At 70.4% G+C, this 15,236-nt stretch carries 12 protein-coding genes and 1 pseudogene; 11 read left to right on the top strand and 2 right to left on the bottom strand.

Going from position 1 to position 15,236, the window contains the following annotated elements:
* Positions 1 to 11 precede the first annotated feature (11 nt).
* Both BLS95_RS22755 and solA read left to right on the top strand, forming a co-directional pair.
* Complete coding sequence (locus BLS95_RS22755; RefSeq protein ID WP_176993338.1) at positions 12 to 914, top strand: EamA family transporter; 903 nt, start codon at positions 12 to 14, stop codon at positions 912 to 914.
* Positions 911 to 2,089, top strand: a complete 1,179-nt coding sequence (solA, locus tag BLS95_RS22760) for an N-methyl-L-tryptophan oxidase (protein WP_176993339.1) — start codon at positions 911 to 913, stop codon at positions 2,087 to 2,089. Before BLS95_RS22755 ends, solA begins: the two co-directional genes overlap by 4 nt.
* A 152-nt stretch (positions 2,090 to 2,241) precedes the next feature.
* Here solA and BLS95_RS22765 read toward each other — a convergent pair whose 3' ends face one another.
* Positions 2,242 to 3,246 carry a hypothetical protein gene (locus tag BLS95_RS22765; RefSeq protein WP_218135934.1) on the bottom strand — a complete coding sequence of 335 codons (1,005 nt, stop codon included), beginning with the start codon at positions 3,244 to 3,246 and terminating at the stop codon, positions 2,242 to 2,244.
* Positions 3,247 to 3,344: 98 nt separating this feature from the next.
* Here BLS95_RS22765 and BLS95_RS22770 point away from each other — a divergent pair, with 98 nt between their 5' ends.
* The 8 genes and pseudogenes from BLS95_RS22770 (at position 3,345) to BLS95_RS22810 (ending at position 11,225) form a co-directional block, all read left to right on the top strand.
* Positions 3,345 to 4,265: a TetR/AcrR family transcriptional regulator C-terminal domain-containing protein gene (locus tag BLS95_RS22770; RefSeq protein ID WP_090934503.1), complete on the top strand. Its 921-nt coding sequence runs from the start codon at positions 3,345 to 3,347 to the stop codon at positions 4,263 to 4,265.
* Positions 4,266 to 4,405: 140 nt separating this feature from the next.
* On the top strand, positions 4,406 to 6,058 hold the full coding sequence (gene mdcA, locus BLS95_RS22775) for a malonate decarboxylase subunit alpha (protein ID WP_090934505.1): 1,653 nt from the start codon (positions 4,406 to 4,408) through the stop codon (positions 6,056 to 6,058).
* On the top strand, positions 6,027 to 6,920 hold the full coding sequence (locus BLS95_RS22780; protein WP_090934508.1) for a triphosphoribosyl-dephospho-CoA synthase: 894 nt from the start codon (positions 6,027 to 6,029) through the stop codon (positions 6,918 to 6,920). The genes mdcA and BLS95_RS22780 overlap by 32 nt, the downstream gene beginning before the upstream one ends.
* Complete coding sequence (locus tag BLS95_RS22785; RefSeq protein WP_090934511.1) at positions 6,908 to 7,198, top strand: malonate decarboxylase subunit delta; 291 nt, start codon at positions 6,908 to 6,910, stop codon at positions 7,196 to 7,198. Before BLS95_RS22780 ends, BLS95_RS22785 begins: the two co-directional genes overlap by 13 nt.
* On the top strand, positions 7,195 to 8,844 hold the full coding sequence (locus BLS95_RS22790) for a biotin-independent malonate decarboxylase subunit beta (RefSeq protein ID WP_090934516.1): 1,650 nt from the start codon (positions 7,195 to 7,197) through the stop codon (positions 8,842 to 8,844). The genes BLS95_RS22785 and BLS95_RS22790 overlap by 4 nt, the downstream gene beginning before the upstream one ends.
* On the top strand, positions 8,841 to 9,434 hold the full coding sequence (locus BLS95_RS22795; protein WP_176993340.1) for a malonate decarboxylase holo-ACP synthase: 594 nt from the start codon (positions 8,841 to 8,843) through the stop codon (positions 9,432 to 9,434). The genes BLS95_RS22790 and BLS95_RS22795 overlap by 4 nt, the downstream gene beginning before the upstream one ends.
* A 44-nt stretch (positions 9,435 to 9,478) precedes the next feature.
* A pseudogene (locus BLS95_RS59850) lies at positions 9,479 to 10,180 on the top strand (ACP S-malonyltransferase); the annotation flags it as partial.
* Positions 10,181 to 10,388: 208 nt separating this feature from the next.
* Positions 10,389 to 11,225 carry an alpha/beta hydrolase gene (locus BLS95_RS22810; RefSeq protein WP_090934524.1) on the top strand — a complete coding sequence of 279 codons (837 nt, stop codon included), beginning with the start codon at positions 10,389 to 10,391 and terminating at the stop codon, positions 11,223 to 11,225.
* Positions 11,226 to 11,277: 52 nt separating this feature from the next.
* On the opposite strand, the gene BLS95_RS22815 is transcribed toward BLS95_RS22810, so the two are convergent.
* Positions 11,278 to 12,192 carry an SPFH domain-containing protein gene (locus tag BLS95_RS22815; protein WP_090934526.1) on the bottom strand — a complete coding sequence of 305 codons (915 nt, stop codon included), beginning with the start codon at positions 12,190 to 12,192 and terminating at the stop codon, positions 11,278 to 11,280.
* Between the two features lie 135 nt (positions 12,193 to 12,327).
* Here BLS95_RS22815 and BLS95_RS22820 point away from each other — a divergent pair, with 135 nt between their 5' ends.
* Positions 12,328 to 15,225, top strand: coding sequence for an AfsR/SARP family transcriptional regulator (locus tag BLS95_RS22820; protein ID WP_090935014.1), 2,898 nt, complete (start codon positions 12,328 to 12,330; stop codon positions 15,223 to 15,225).
* Positions 15,226 to 15,236 lie beyond the last annotated feature (11 nt).

The following is a 15,236-nucleotide window of genomic DNA, read 5'->3' on the forward strand; positions in this document are numbered from 1 at the left end:
GCGGCGCCGCGATGGCACTCGCCAACGTGATTCTCGGCGCCTCCTCCCTCTACTGGCGGGCGCTGTCCCATGTGTCCCCAACGGCGCTCCTTGGCTACCGCATCCTGATCTCACTGGTCACTCTGGGCGTCGCGCTGGCGGTGTTGAAGCGCATAAAGCCGGTGTTCGACGCAGCGTTCAATGGCCGCCTGCTGCTCCTGCACCTGATGGCCGCGGTGCTGGTCTCCGCCAACTGGCTCACCTTCATCTGGGGCTCGGTGCACGGCCATGTCCTTGAGACCGGCCTCGGCTATCTCATCGCGCCGGCGGTGACGATCGTCCTGGGCGCTGGGGTCATGCGAGAGCGGCTCGACCCCGTGCGTGTCGTTGCCCTGGTCCTGTGCCTGATAGGGATCATCCTGCTCATCGCCCGCAGCCACGAACTCGAATGGTGGGTCTACGTCACCATCGGCACGACCTGGGGAATCTACAGCTTCCTGAAGAAGCTCACCACGGCCGACCCGTTCACCGGGCTCACCCTGGAGACCGCCATACTCGCGGTCGGAGTCGGCGTGGCCATCCTGGCCTCGACCTACTCGCTCGCTCCTGGCCCGGACGCCGACACCTCCGACTTCGTACTGCTCGCCCTGTGCGGCGTGGTGTCGGTCACCCCGCTGTGGCTGATCTCGTTCGGAGCGAAGAAGATCACGCTATCGACGGCCGGTTTTCTCCAATACGTGCTTCCCACGACCCAGCTCGTCGTCGCATTGGTCTTTTACGGCCAACAGCCGTCCGGCAACACGTTGGTGTCCTACGCCACAGTCTGGCTTTCACTGATTCTCATTCTCGTGTACCCGCTATTGCACACACGCCGGGCGGGAAACACCGCCACCAAGCCACCCGCCCTGGCAGAGGACAGGAGGGCAGGTCCGTGAACGCGAATGTGACGACGTGCGACGTGGCGGTCGTCGGGCTGGGGATTTTCGGCTCCGCGACCACTCACGCGCTGGTCCGACGTGGCGCCAGGGTCGTCGGGATCGAGGCTCACGGCCCGATCCACCGGTTCGGCTCCTCCTACGGGGAGAGCCGCATCTTCCGCCGGGCGTACTGGGAAGGCACGAACTACCTTCCTTTACTGAACCGGGCCCACGAACTCTGGGTCCAGCTGGAGGAGGCCCATGAAAGTCCCCTGCTGCTGCGGACCGGCGGCGTCTTCGCCGGGACGACGTCCAGCGGCGTGGTCGAACTCAGCAAGAAGACGGCGGAGGCCGGAGGCATCGAACACGAGGTCCTGACCGCCGGGGAACTCAATAGCCGCTTTCCCTGGTTCGACATCGGGGACGACATGGCCGCCATCTACGAACCGGACGCCTATGCCGTCCTGGCGGAGCGGGCCCGGTTGGCCATGCTGGACCAGGCTGTCACGGCCGGCGCTTCCTTACGCTTCGGCGACGCGGTCGTCGATATCGGGCCATCCAGGAACACCGTGACACTGGAGTTGCGCTCGGGTGAGACCATCGCGTGCGGCGCTGTCGTCCTCGCCCTCGGCCCGTGGATGAAGAACCATCTCACCACCGGGCTCTCCCGAATCCTCCAACCGGTACGCGTGCCGGTTTACTGGTTCCGCACCTCCCGCTCCCTCGGTGCGGAGCGATTCCCGTCCTTCCTCTACGAGACCGCCGCGGGCGAGGTGATCTACGGCGTCACCGAAGGCGGACCGGACCGCGATATCGTCAAGATCGGGTTTCACAATCGACAACAACGGCCCTGGGATCCGCAGGACCGGTCGGAAACCGAGGTGCCGCGAGAATATCTGGACGAGATCCACGCGGTGGTCTCACGGATCTTCAAGGGGGTCGTGCCCGAGCCGGTGGGCGGACGCTACTGCTACTACACGCTCACACCTGACACCAGTTTCATCGTCGACCGCTCACCGGCCCACGCCGGCATCGTGCACATCTCCGCCTGCTCCGGTCACGGATTCAAGTTCGCCCCGGCGATCGGGGAGTGTGCGGCCGAGATGGTCCTCGGGCTGCCGGGCGGCGTCGACGTTACTCCGTTCAGGGCCGACCGCTTCGCGCCCGGAGCCGTCCCGATGCCCAACTGCTGATCACCGCTCCCTATCGGGTGCGCTCTCAGTTCACCAGCAGGGCGTTGTCCCACGCCTTCCCCATGGCGTAGGTGTGGAGGGCGAGGGCGATGCCCGCGGCTCCTTCAAGAACCGCGCACTACTCGGCCCTGCACGCCGGCCTCCTCGACTGATCATCGGACCGCGATACGGTCCCGGGCGGTGGATTCGGCGGGTGCCGCATCGCCGCGGCGGCGGCCCGCCGTGATGGTCAGGGCCGCCAGCAGCGTGGTCACGAAGATCGTCACCGCGAGTGCGGTCCACGTGGCCGCGTCGGGGTGGATCAGGGCCTGACCACGCAGCGCCTGCCACGCCGTGATGGCGAACAGCCCGGTGTATCCCAGGATGACGACGCCGGTCAGCTGGGCGCGTACGCGTTCGTGGCGGAGCAGGCTGATCCGGGTCGCGAGGGCGGTGAGGATGAGCACCGTCAGCACGAACACCTGGACGGAGTGCAGGCCGATGAAGTGCGGAACGCGCAGGTCACCGCCCACGGTGCTCCAGTTCGTGAGCGGCATGCCGCCGCCGTCCGGCACGCCCACGCCGTGGCCCCCCACGAGCGACACCGGGTCGCCGTAGGCGTCCTTGACCGTCCGGGGTCCGTTCGCCGAGGTCGACGCGGTGATGAAGGACGCCAGCGCCATGCCCAGGACGGCGACCCCGATCCCGGCGCGCAGGGCCCAGGTGAGTGCCGCGTTACCGGCCCGCTGGAACAGCAGCATGACGGCGATGAGCAGGTTCGTGGCGAACAGCCCTACCACGCCCGCGGAGAAGATCAGCTGCCCGATCGCGTTGAACGGGTCGGTTTCGGTGTTGAAGTGGCTGTAGGTGCCGCGGGCCGCCTGCACCGCGATGAAGCCGACGTCGATCAGCCCCGCGACGGCGAAGGCCGTTCCGAGGGTCCACATCGTGCGCCTTGCCTTGCGAAGCCGCGGAAGCATCCAGGCGAGCGTGGCGCCGTATATGACGAACGACATCCCGAATTTCAACGGCTTCGCCCAGATCGACTGCTCCATGAGCTGGCGGCCGTCCACGAGGAGACCGACGCTCGCGACGACGATGAGCGCCGCCATCGCCGCCACCATGACCATCAACGGCCGGTGCCACAACCTGACTGCGTACGATGTATTAAGTGTCATGCGTACAGCGTATTTATGTGACTACCGGATTCCAACAGGTATGATCTATAAAGTGAACTAGCAACTCGAAGAAGTGGACTAGTACACTAAGGGGTCTCATGCCATCGTCGAGCCAGGATCCGCCTTACCGGCGCATAGTCGAAGAGTTCCGTGCCCGGATCCTCTCCGGCGACCTGCGGTCAGGCGCGCGGATGCCGTCCATCCGGCAGATCGCTCAGCGCTGGGGCGTCGCCATCGCGACCGCGACCAAGGTGATAGCGGCCCTGCGTGACGAGGGGCTGGTCGTGGCGAGGGTCGGCGCCGGCACGGTGGTCGCCGCCCGCGCGGACCTCCAGCAGCCGGAACCACCTCCCAGGCAGGCACTCAACCGCGAGCACGTGCTCCGCACCGCCATCGCGATCGCCGACACCGAGGGGCTCGGCGCCGTGTCCATGCGACGGCTCGCGGCCGAACTCGGCGCCGGCCCGATGTCGCTCTACCGGCACGTGGCGAACAAAGACGAACTGCTGACGCAGATGGTCGACGAGGTCTTCGGCGAATCAGAGCTGCCCACTCCCGGGCCGGAGGGGTGGCGGGCCAAGCTCGAACTCGTCTCCCGTCGGCAATGGGAGCTGGTGCAGCGGCACATCTGGCTGCCCAGGGCCATCTCGTTCACCCGCCCGCTGCTCGGGCCCAACATGATGGCCCACACCGAGTGGACCCTGCGCGCGCTCGACGGGCTGGGGCTGTCCATGACGATACGGATACGAGAGGCACTCACGCTGCACGCCCTGGTCGTCACCCTCGCCCTGTCCATGGCCGACGAGGTCGAGGCGGAGCAGGAGACCGGTGTGACACTCACGCGGTGGCGGCTCGAACAGCAGTACCGGTCCGACGAACTCCTCGACAGCGGACGTTTTCCCCTGCTGGCCGCAATTCCCGGGGAGACGGTGTCAGATTTGGACGGCCTGTTCGAGTACAGCCTGGCCCGCCATCTCGACGGTTTCGCCGTACTGCTGCAGGACCAGGCCGCGGGCTGATCGCTGTGCGATGGGCGGGCAATTCACGCCACCCCTCATAGCCGTCGCGACCGTCACTGACGCGGCACAGGCCCTCACCGAGTTAGGGGAACTGCTTCTGAGGTAGAAGACCCTGGTCAGCGCGCGACGGGGGGCGAGCGATGGCATCCACGGTGAGGGGCTCCCGCGACTGGGCTCGGCGCAGGACCGCGAAGCAGGAGCGACTGGAGGCGCTACGGCCGTACGTTTCTGGCCGGGTGCTGGATGCCGGGCGCATCGGCGACGCGCTCCAGGCGCTGCTGCGTCCCGGCGACCGGGTGGCGATCGAGGGCGACAACCAGAAACAGGCCGACTTCCTGGCCGAGGCGCTGGCCGGCTGCGATCCGGACGTGGTGCACGACCTGCACCTGCTGATCTCCTCGATCAGCCTGCGAGAGCATCTGGACGTGTTCGAGCGCGGCGTGGCCCGCCGTCTCGACTTCGCCTACGCCGGCCCGCAGAGCGTGCGCATGGCGCAGTTGCTGGCCGACGGCAAGGTCGAGGTCCGTGCGATTCACACCTACGTCGAGCTGTACGCGCGCATGTTCGTGGACCTTACGCCGAACGTCGCGCTGCTCTGCGCCGAGCAGGCCGACCACGAGGGGAACCTGTTCACCGGGCCCAGCACCGAGGACACACCGACCATCGCCGAGGCGGTGGCGTTCTCCGGCGGGGTGAACCTGGTCCAGGTGAACAAGCTGGTGGACAAGGTACCCAGGGTGGACATCCCAGGCGACTGGGTGGATCTGATCGTCGAGAGCCCGCGGCCGTTCGCGCTTGAGCCGCTGTTCACCCGCGATCCCCGCCACATCGGTCAGGTGGAGATCCTCATGGCCATGATGGCCCTGCGCGGGATCTACGAGCGGCACGGCGTGGTCACGCTGAACCACGGGATCGGCTACGACACCGCGGCGATCGAGCTTCTCCTGCCCACCTACGGCGAGGAGCTGGGACTGCGCGGGAAGATCTGCCGGCACTGGACGCTCAACCCGCATCCCACGCTCATTCCCGCCATCGAGAGCGGCTGGGTGGAATCGGTGCACTGCTTCGGCGGGGAGCCCGGCATGGAGCGGTACGTCGCCGCCCGGCCGGACGTGTTCTTCACCGGCCACGACGGCTCACTGCGGTCGAACCGGGTCCTGTGCCAGCTCGCGGGGCAGTACGCGGTGGACATGTTCATCGGGTCGTCGCTGCAGATCGACGCGTACGCGAACTCTTCGACGGTCACCGAAGGCCGGCTGACCGGGTACGGCGGAGCGCCCAACATGGGGCACGACGCGCGCGGACGCAGGCACCCCTCCGCCACGTGGCTGAAACTACTGACCGGCCAGGCCCCGGCGGTGCGCGGACGCAAGATCGTCGCACAGATCACGCAGACCTTCCGCTCGGGCGGCACTCCGGCGTTCGTGGAGTCGCTGGACGCGGTCCAGGTGGGCAAGGACGCCGGCCTGCCCATCCCACCGATCATGATCTACGGCGACGACGTCAGCCACGTGGTGACCGAGGAGGGGGTGGCCTACCTCTACAAGGCCGAGGGCCCGGCCGAACGGCGTGAGGCGGTGGCCGCGATCGCGGGCGCCACCCCGATCGGCCGCCGCGCCGAGGAGCGGCGCGTGGCGGCACTGCGCCGTGACGGCCTGGTGGCGCTGCCCGAGGACCTCAAGGTCGATGTACGCAAGGCGCGGCGTTCTCTACTGGCCGCCCGCAGCATCGAAGATCTCGTGGCCTGGTCCGGAGGACTCTATGACCCGCCCGCCCGGTTCCGGACCTGGTGACCCGGCGATGCGGGCGGACGTGCTGGCCGGCACGGCGGTGCGGGCTCTGTGCGCGGAGGCCCTGCTGAGCCCCAAGCCCGGCCTGGTCGACGCGCGGGGCGGCGGCGCGCACGACGACATGGACTTGCCGCTCCTGCTGGCCTCCGCCGAGGCGCTGCGCCCCACGTTCCGTGCCGTCGCGTTCACGGCGAAACGCCTCTTCGGCGTCGGGTTGCGGGAGGAGCTGGGCCGGCTCGGCCGTGCGGGAGACCGGGCGATGTCGCGGGCCACCGGCGAGGTCAACACCCATCGCGGGGCGTTGTGGGCGCTCGGCCTGCTGGTGGCTGCCGTCGCAGGGGGCGCCGACGACGAACGGGCCGCGGCCGGCGATGCGGCCGGGCTGGCCGCCCTTCCCGACCGGTGGATCCCGGTGGGACCGGCCTCCCATGGCGAGCTGGTCCGGCGGCGGTACGGGACGGGCGGTGCGCGCGGCGAGGCCGAGGCCGGCTTCCCGCACGTCATCGAGGTCGCGCTGCCGCGGCTGCGCCTGGCGAGGGCGGACGGCCGTACCGAGGAGGTGGCGAGGCTGGACGCGTTGCTGGCGGTGATGAGCCTGCTGCACGACACCTGCGTCCTGCACCGTGGCGGACGCGCGGGCCTGCGCGTCGTACAGCTGGGGGCCTCGGCTGTCCTGGCCGAGGGAGGCGCGGGCACGGACCGCGGCCGAGCCGCGCTCTTGGAGCTGGACGACCGGCTCCGCGGACTGCGGCTGTCACCGGGCGGGAGCGGCGACCTGCTGGCCGCCGCGCTCTTCCTCGACCTGCTGCCATGGCCGAGGCGACGTCCCCGTGCCGAACGGGAGGTGATGGCATGCAGACGCTGACCTACGAGTTCCCGGCGGACCGGCCGCCCGCCCGGCGTGCGCATGTGGGAGTGGTCGGCTCGGGCGATCTGGAGGTCCTGATGACCCCGGCGAACGGTGCCGCGCACGTGCGGGTGCGTACGAGCGTGGACGGGTTCGACACGGTGTGGCGGACCGTGCTGGAGCGGTTCTTCGCCCGGCACCCCGTCGCCGCGAGCTTCGAGCTCAACGACTTCGGGGCCACCCCGGGCGTGGTCACCCTGCGCCTGCGACAGGCCATCGAGGAGGGCAGGGCGTGACATCCACCACGGACTGGGCCGCGCGGCTGGAACGTACCAGCTTCATCGAACTGGACGCCCGCGCGCGGGCCGCGGCGTTGCTCGACGACGGCGCCGCTTACGAGCTGTGCGGTCCGTTCGACCGCATCGAGTCGCCCTGGCTGGAGCCGCAGGGCGTGGTTCCGCAGTCCGACGACGGAGTCGTGGTGGTCAAAGGACGACTCGGCGGACGCCCCGCGGTCGTGATCGCCATCGAGCAGGCGTTCCAGGGCGGGGGCATCGGTGAGGTGTCTGGCGTGAAGATCGCGACCGCGCTGTCCCTGGCGGCCCGCGACAGCCGCGCCGGCACCACGACCGCCGCCGTACTGCTGCTGGAGACCGGGGGCGTGCGCCTACAGGAGGCGAACCTGGGCCTGGCCACGGTTGCCGAGGTGTGCTCCGCGCTGTTGGAGCTACGCGCCCTCGCGCCGGTCGTCGGCGTCATCGCCGGAGCGCTGGGCTGTTTCGGCGGCATGAGCATCGCCGCCGGGCTGTGCACCAAGCTGATCATGACCGAGGAGGGCCGGCTCGGGCTCGACGGCCCGGCGGTGATCGAGTCGGAGGCGGGGGTGGCCGAGTTCGATGCCTCCGACCACCCGCTCATCTGGTCGATCACCGGCGGCAGGAAGCGTACCCGGACCGGCCTGGCCGACGAACTGGTCGCTGACGACGTTGCCACGCTGCGATCCGCGGTGATCGGCGCGGTGGCGCAGGGCGTGCCCGCCGAGCACCGCTCCCAGCGCATCGGCGAGCTGCGGGCGCACATCGAGGCCGCCCGCCCCTCCGAGCCACCCGACCTCGCGGCCGCGGGAGGTCCCCCGATGACCCGCGGGCGGGCCTGGACTCAAGCGCTTGCCGACGGAGGCGTGAACGGCGGCGTCCCGTCCGTGATCTCCGCTGACGTCACGCTGGGCGAGGACCTCGCCCGCATCCTCACCGTGGTGCCCGACCCGCACAGCCCGTACCATCGTGCCCGCCGGGGCGAGGTCGGCCTCCGCGAGGGGCTGGCCCTCGCCTCCGAGGTGACCGGGACGGTCGCGGAGGACGCACACCTGCCTGACGAGCGCCGCCGCCCGATCATCGCGCTCGTCGACCTGCCCAGCCAGGCGTACGGGCGCGTCGAGGAGACGTTCGGCATCCATCAGGCGCTGGCCGCCGCCGTGGACGCCTACGCCACCGCCCGCGCGGCCGGGCACCCGGTGATCGTCCTCATCGTCGGCACGGCGCTGTCGGGTGGACTTCTCGCGCACGGCTTCCAGGCGAACCAGGTCCTCGCGCTCGACGACCCCGGCGTGCTGATCCACGCCATGCACAAGGAGGCAGCGGCGAAGGTGACCCTGCGTACCGTCGCCGAGCTCGACGAGCTGGCCGGCCGCATCCTTCCCCTGTCCTACGACGTCACCGACTGGGCGAGGCTCGGCCTGTGCGACGAGCTCCTCACGGTGGAGAACGCCGACGTCCCGACTGAGAGGGACGTGGGGAGGGCGAAGGACGCGCTCACCGCGGCGGTCGCACGGGCGCGACGGGGCCCGCGTGACCTGAGCAACCGTCTCGACTCCCCCGGAGCGCGCCGAACCCGCACGGCCTCCCGCCGCGTCCGCGAGGCGTTGACGGCCCAGTGGGGGTGATCGCCCGTCCTCACGACCTGCTGCTTCTCGCCGGCGGCGGGTCGTGGGAGGCCGCGCTCCCCGACTGGGCCCGCGCCTCGCTCGCCGCCTGCCCCTGGGCCGTCGTACGCCGGGCGCCGTGCCCGCCCGGCCTGGTCCCGATCGGCATACGCGGTCCGAGCCGATCGCAGCGCCACGCCGCCATCGTCCCCGCTGTCGCGGTGATCCACCGCGTACCGCCGGAAGCCCTGCGTTCCCACCCGCGCCTGCCTCATCTGGCCGCCACCCTGCTCGCCGTCGCCCGGCTGCTGGACGGCGTCGCCGGCTGGGGACCGACCGGCGGCGTCGGCTTCGAACTCGCCACCGGACGCCCGGCCACGCACGCCGAGAGCGATCTCGATGTGCTCATCAGGACGCCGTACCGGTGGGATCAGGCCGAGGCCACCCGCCTCGTGGAGGTCTTCGCCACATTGCCCGGCCGGGTCGACTGCCAGCTGGAAACCTCGCGAGGTGGCGTCAACCTCGTCGAATGGTCCCGTACCAAGGGTCCCGTCATGGCCCGCACCCCCGACGGTCCGCAACTCGTGACCGACCCGTGGGACCCCGCATGAAGGTCGCCTTCCTCTACCCCGGCCAGGGCACCCAGCGCCCCGGGATGCTGCACGACCTGCCGAGCCACCCGGCCGTCGCCGAGACCCTCGCCGAAGCCGAGCACCTCCTGCCCGGCTCGTCCCGCCAGGACGGCGCGGAGGCGCTGAGATCGTCCGTCACCGTGCAGGTCGCGCTCTGCGTCGCCGGAGTGGCCGCGACCCGCGCCCTCGATCGCGAAGGCGTCACGCCCGACGCCGTGGCCGGGCACTCCGCCGGGGCGTTCCCCGCCGCCGTCACCTCTGGGGCCCTGACCTTCGCCGAAGCCCTCACGGCCGTGCGCAGGCGTGGCGAGCTGATGCGTGACGCCTATCCCCGCGGGTACGGCATGGCCGCCGTACTCGGCCTGAGCGTGCCCCAGGTGCGCCGTGTGGTGGAGAAGGTGGCGACCGAGGCCGACCCGGCGTATGTCGCCGTCATCGACTCCGACCAGCAGGTCGTGGTCGCGGGCGGTGCGCACGCGCTGGAACGCCTCGCGGCGACGGCTGCCGAGGCCGGCGCGCGGCACGTGCAGTGCCTGGACATCGCCGTCCCCTCACACTGTCCGCTGCTCGCCGGCGTCGCCGAGACCATGACGGACCACCTCGCGTCGGTACCGCGGCGCCGCCTCACCGTTCCGTACGTCAGCGACTCCACGGGCAGGCTGCTCCACGACGCCGGCGCCGTCCTGGACGACCTCGCCCGCGGCGTCGCCACCACGGTGCGATGGCGCGACGTCACCGCCCTGCTCGGCGAGCTCGGCATCACCTTCTTCGTCCAGACACCGCCAGGACACGTCCTGGCCCGGCTCGCCCGCGCGGCCCACCCGGACGCGCGCGTCGTGGCCCTGGACGGCACCCGCTTGACGGACGTGGTGTTCCTTGCCCGCCGCGCCCGGCGACCACCTCAGCAGCACGATCCGGTCAGGGGGAAAGACGATGAGCCGTACAGGTACCGGAACGACGATCGCGTTCCTCACGATGTTCGCCACGGCGTTCGTGACGCAGCCGGCCCGGGCGAACGGACCGCTGCCCTGCCCATCGCCGGGCACGACCAAACCGACCGTCGTCCTGGTGCATGGAGCATGGGCCGACACCTCAAGCTGGAACGGAGAGGTGGACGTGCTGCGCCGGGCGGGTTATACGGCGCGCGCCATCGGCAATCCGCTGCGCAACCTCGACGACGACGCCGCGACCGTCGCGGACTTCCTGAAAACCGTGTCCGGCCCGGTCGTTCTGGTGGGGCACTCCTACGGCGGCTCGGTCATCACGAACGCCGCCGCGAATGCCCCGAACGTCAAAGCGCTGGTGTACGTCGACGCGGCGGCACCGGACACGGGGGAGACCACCGCCCAGCTCAGCGGATCCGGCTCCACGCTCAACGGCGACCCGAGATCCCTGTACGACAAGGCGTCCTACGCGAAAGCGCCCCAGGGCGCGAGCGACCTGTATCTCAAACGGGACGTCTTCATCGGCTCGTTCGCCTCGGACCTGCCGCGGGACACCGCCGCACGCTTGTGGGCCTCGCAGCGAGCCGCCTCCACCAGCGCGTTCGAGACCCCGTCACGGGCCGCGGCGTGGAAGAAGATCCCGTCCTGGTACTTCATCAGCACCGGCGACCGGATCATCACACCGACGTCACAGCTGTCCATGGCACGGCGAGCCCACTCGAAGGTCACCAGGTTCGAGGGCGGGTCCCACCTGACCCTGATCTCGCACCCGGACGCGGTCACGTCGGTGATCGCATCGGCGGTCTGCTCCGTGAAGGGAGATTGAGCGATCCCGGAGCACACGGCGCCGGCAGGACAGGTGGCCCCCGAAAGCAGGCTCAGCCGACGCTCTTCACGGCCGATTCCGCGGCGGAGCGCTCGAAGGAAGGCCCTGGCGGGGCCACCTCGGGCACGGTGGTGTCCGTCACGGCCGGTCGCCCTTCGGGTTTCCCGTCCGAGGGACCGGCGACCTGCTCAGTGGCCTGCGCGGCCGGGCTGCTGCTCGCGGAGCGCTCGAAGAAGCGCAGCAGCTCCACGGGCACCGGCATGACCAGCGTGGAGGTCTTCTCGGCCGCGACCTCCACCACGGTCTGCAGCAGGCGTAGCTGAAGCGCGCCCGGAGTCTCGTTCATGATGGCCGAGGCGTCGGCGAGCCTCCGCGCGGCCTGGAACTCTCCGTCCGCGGTGATCACACGGGCCCTGCGCTCCCGTTCGGCCTCGGCCTGGCGGGCGATGGACCGCTTCATGGTCTCCGGCAGATGGACATCCTTGATCTCGACGCGGTCGATGTGGATGCCCCAGCCGAGCGCGGGGCTGTCGATCATCAGCGCCAAGCCCTTGTTCAGCTCCTCGCGGTTGGAGAGCAGGTCGTCCAGGTCGCTCTTGCCGATGACCGAGCGCAGCGACGTCTGCGCCACCTGCTCGATCGCGAACAGGTAGTTCTGCACGACGACGGCTGCCCGCAGCGGCTCCTCCACCCGGAAGTACGCGACGGCGTCGACCTGGACGGAGACGTTGTCACGGGTGATGCCCTCCTGCGTGGGCACCGGCATCGTGACGATCTGGACGTTCACTTTCTTCATCCGGTCCGCGACCGGGATGAGGAAGGTGAGCCCTGGCCGGCGGATCTTTCGCTGGGCCCTGCCGAAGCGGAAGACCACACCTCGCTCGATTTGACTGACGACTCGGATGCTGCTGACCACCAGCCAGACCGTGAGCATGACGATCAGCCCGAGCACGATGTTGGTGATCATGGCATGCCCCTTCCAGTTCAAGGCTAGATCCGAGCACCCGCCCGCGTCGGTAAGGAAGTCGTCAAGATCTGGTCAGTGGCATCGGGGCGGCCCGCTCAAAGGGTGGGCGATACCAGGAATGCGAGAATGTCGGCCATGCGGTTTGGCATCCTCGGCCCGCTGGAGGTGCGCACCGACACCGGAGAGCGACTCGCGGTGGGCGGGCCACGGCCGCGCGCGCTGCTGACGATCTTGCTGCTGAACGCGGGCCGGGTGGTCGGCGTGGAGCGGCTGATCGACGGGCAGTACGGTGAGGATCCGCCCGCCGGGGCCGCCAACGCCATCCAGGCGCAGGTCTCGCGGTTGCGCAAGAGCCTGCCGGTGGAGTTCGACGGGGTGGGTTACCGGCTGGCGATCGACCCGCTGGATGTGGATGTGCACCGGTTCCAGCAGCTGGCCGGTGATGGGCGGCGGTCGCTGGCCTCGGGCGGATTCCGGGAGGCGCGCGGGCTGCTGCGCGAGGCGGTGGACCTCTGGCGTGGGCCCGCGCTGGTCGATCTGCCTTTCGGCCAGGCACAGCTGGCCTGGCTGGAGGAGCTGCGGCTGTCGGCTTGGGAAGATCTGGCGGAGGCCGAGCTGGCTCTGCCCGAGGGCACGTCGGTGGCCGAGTTGCGGCGCCTGGTGGCCGCACATCCGCTGCGTGAGCGGCTGGTCGGGTTGCTGATGCGAGCCCTGCACGCCGCCGGGCGGCCGGCGGAGGCGTTGACGGTCTTCGACGAGACCCGGCGGTTGCTGGTGAAGGAGCTCGGCGCCGACCCTTCGCCAGAGCTGGCGGAGATCCATCTGGAGATCCTCCGGGCCGAGAAACCTCGGCGGCACGGGGTTGCTGCGCAGCTCACCAGCTTCGTGGGGCGGGAGCGGGAGCTCGAGGCACTGGGGGACGCCCGGCTGATCACCCTGGTCGGGCCGGGTGGGGTGGGCAAGACCCGGCTCGCCATCGAGGCCGCCAGGCGGTCCGCCCGTGAGACATGGTTTGCTGATTTGTCGCCTATTTCCGAGCATGTGGACCTGGCGGTGCTGGCCGCACTGGGCGTCCGCGACGGCGGCGTGCCGGGGATGAGCCCGGTCGACCGGCTGGTGACCGCGCTCTCAGGACGTGAACTCCTGCTCATCCTGGACAACTGCGAACATGTCATCGACGCCGCCGCCGCACTGGCACGCCGCCTGCTCGGTGAATGCCCCGGCCTGAGCCTGCTGGCCACCAGCCGCGAGCCGCTCGGCCTGACCGGTGAGACGATCATGCCGTTGGCGCCCCTGGGCACCGCCTCGGCGATCCGGCTCTTCGCCGACCGCGCTGCCGCCGTAGGGCAGGGCTTCGAGCTCACCGAGGACAACCTCGACGCGGTGAGCTCCATCTGCGCCACGCTCGACGGACTGCCTCTGGCGATCGAGCTGGCCGCCGCCCGGTTGCGGTTCTTCCCGGTGGAGGAGATCGCCGCCCGGCTGATCGCCGACGGCCGGTTCCGGCTGCTCTCCCGGGGGGACCGTACGGCTGCCGCCAGGCACCAGACCCTGCGTGCCGTGGTGGAGTGGAGCTGGGACCTGCTGAGCGCTGAGGAGCGGGAGCTGGCCACGCGCTTCTCGGTCTTCGCGGGCGGAGCCTCGCTCGATGCCGTGGAGGCGATTTGCGGGGATATTACAGACTTGGTGGATAAGTCACTGGTGGTGGCCGAGGGCGGTCGTTACCGGATGTTCGAGACGATCCGCTTGTTCTGTGCTTCCGGTCTGACCGACGACATCCGGGCCGAGCACGCGCGTTACTACCTGGAGCTGGCACAGGAGGCCGATCCGCATCTGAGGCGGGCCGAGCAGCTCGTCTGGCTGGCCCGGCTGTCCAGCGAGCACAACAACCTCATGGCCGCGCTGCGCCACGACCCCGAGACCGGGCAACGCATGGTCGCGGCGCTGGCGGCGTACTGGTGGCTGAGCGGGCGGCGCAGCGAGGCGGGTGAGCCGGCCGCCGGGCTGCTGGAGCTTCGGCCAGGGCTGGAGGAGGAGTACGTCGCCTGCGTGCTGCACGCCGTACCGCACCCCGCGCCCGAGCACTGGGAGCGCGCGACCGAGATCCTGCGGGCGACCCGCTGGCCGCTGCGCCATCCGTTCCTGGCGCCGCTGTGGGGGATGCTCGTCGGGCCGGTGGGCATCGCGGCCGACGCGCCCTTTCTCGGTGGCGACCCGTGGAGTGAGGCCCTGGTGCGGCTGGGCAACGCACTGCTGACCCTGCACTCAGGGGATCCGGCCAAGGCCGAGCGGGAGCTGTCCGAGATCCTCGACCAGTTCGGGAAGGTCGGTGAGCGCTGGGGGATGGCTCAGGCGATGGACGGCCTGGCCGTACTGGCGAGCTGGCGCGGGCGGTGGGAGCGGGCCGGCGAGCTGTGGCGGGAAGCGATGGCGATGCTGAAGGAGCTCGGCTCCGTGGAGGAGTGCGCGCAGGTGCTCGGGCGCCGGGCCGAGGCCCACCTGCGCCAGGGCAGGCCCGAGGTCGCCGTGCGGGACTTCCGCGGGGCGGATGAGTACGCCAGACAGGCCGGCCTGCCGGCCGTCTCGCTCCTGGGGCTGGCTATGGCGGCCAGGCTCCAAGGGGATCTTGACGAGGCACGCCGCCTCCTGGAGAGGATGCCGGAGCCGACCGGAGGGTTCGGCCTGGAGGGGCAGCGGGCCCGCAGGCTGACCGAGCTGGCCCGGCTGGAACGGGCGGGCGAGCTCCATCGGGAGGCGGTGTCGGTCGCCAAGCGGTCCTTCATGGTCGCCGACCTGGCCGCCGCCGTGGAGGGGCTGGCGGAAGCCGTACCACCGAAGCAGGCGGCCCTGCTGCTGGGCATCGCCGTCGCGCTTCGCGGGACCGCCCTAGCAGGCGACCCCGACGTGGCCAGGGTCGCCGCCGAAGCGAGCGCGGCGATCGGCGCCGAGGCGTTCGCCGAGCAGTTCGGCACGGGTGCCGCGATGAGCCGCGAGGACGCGCTGACAACGATCGAGGACGTTGTCAGCGGATAGGCGGTGAGCTG

Source organism: Nonomuraea jiangxiensis (genome assembly GCF_900099965.1).
In the GTDB taxonomy this organism is placed as follows: domain Bacteria; phylum Actinomycetota; class Actinomycetes; order Streptosporangiales; family Streptosporangiaceae; genus Nonomuraea; species Nonomuraea jiangxiensis.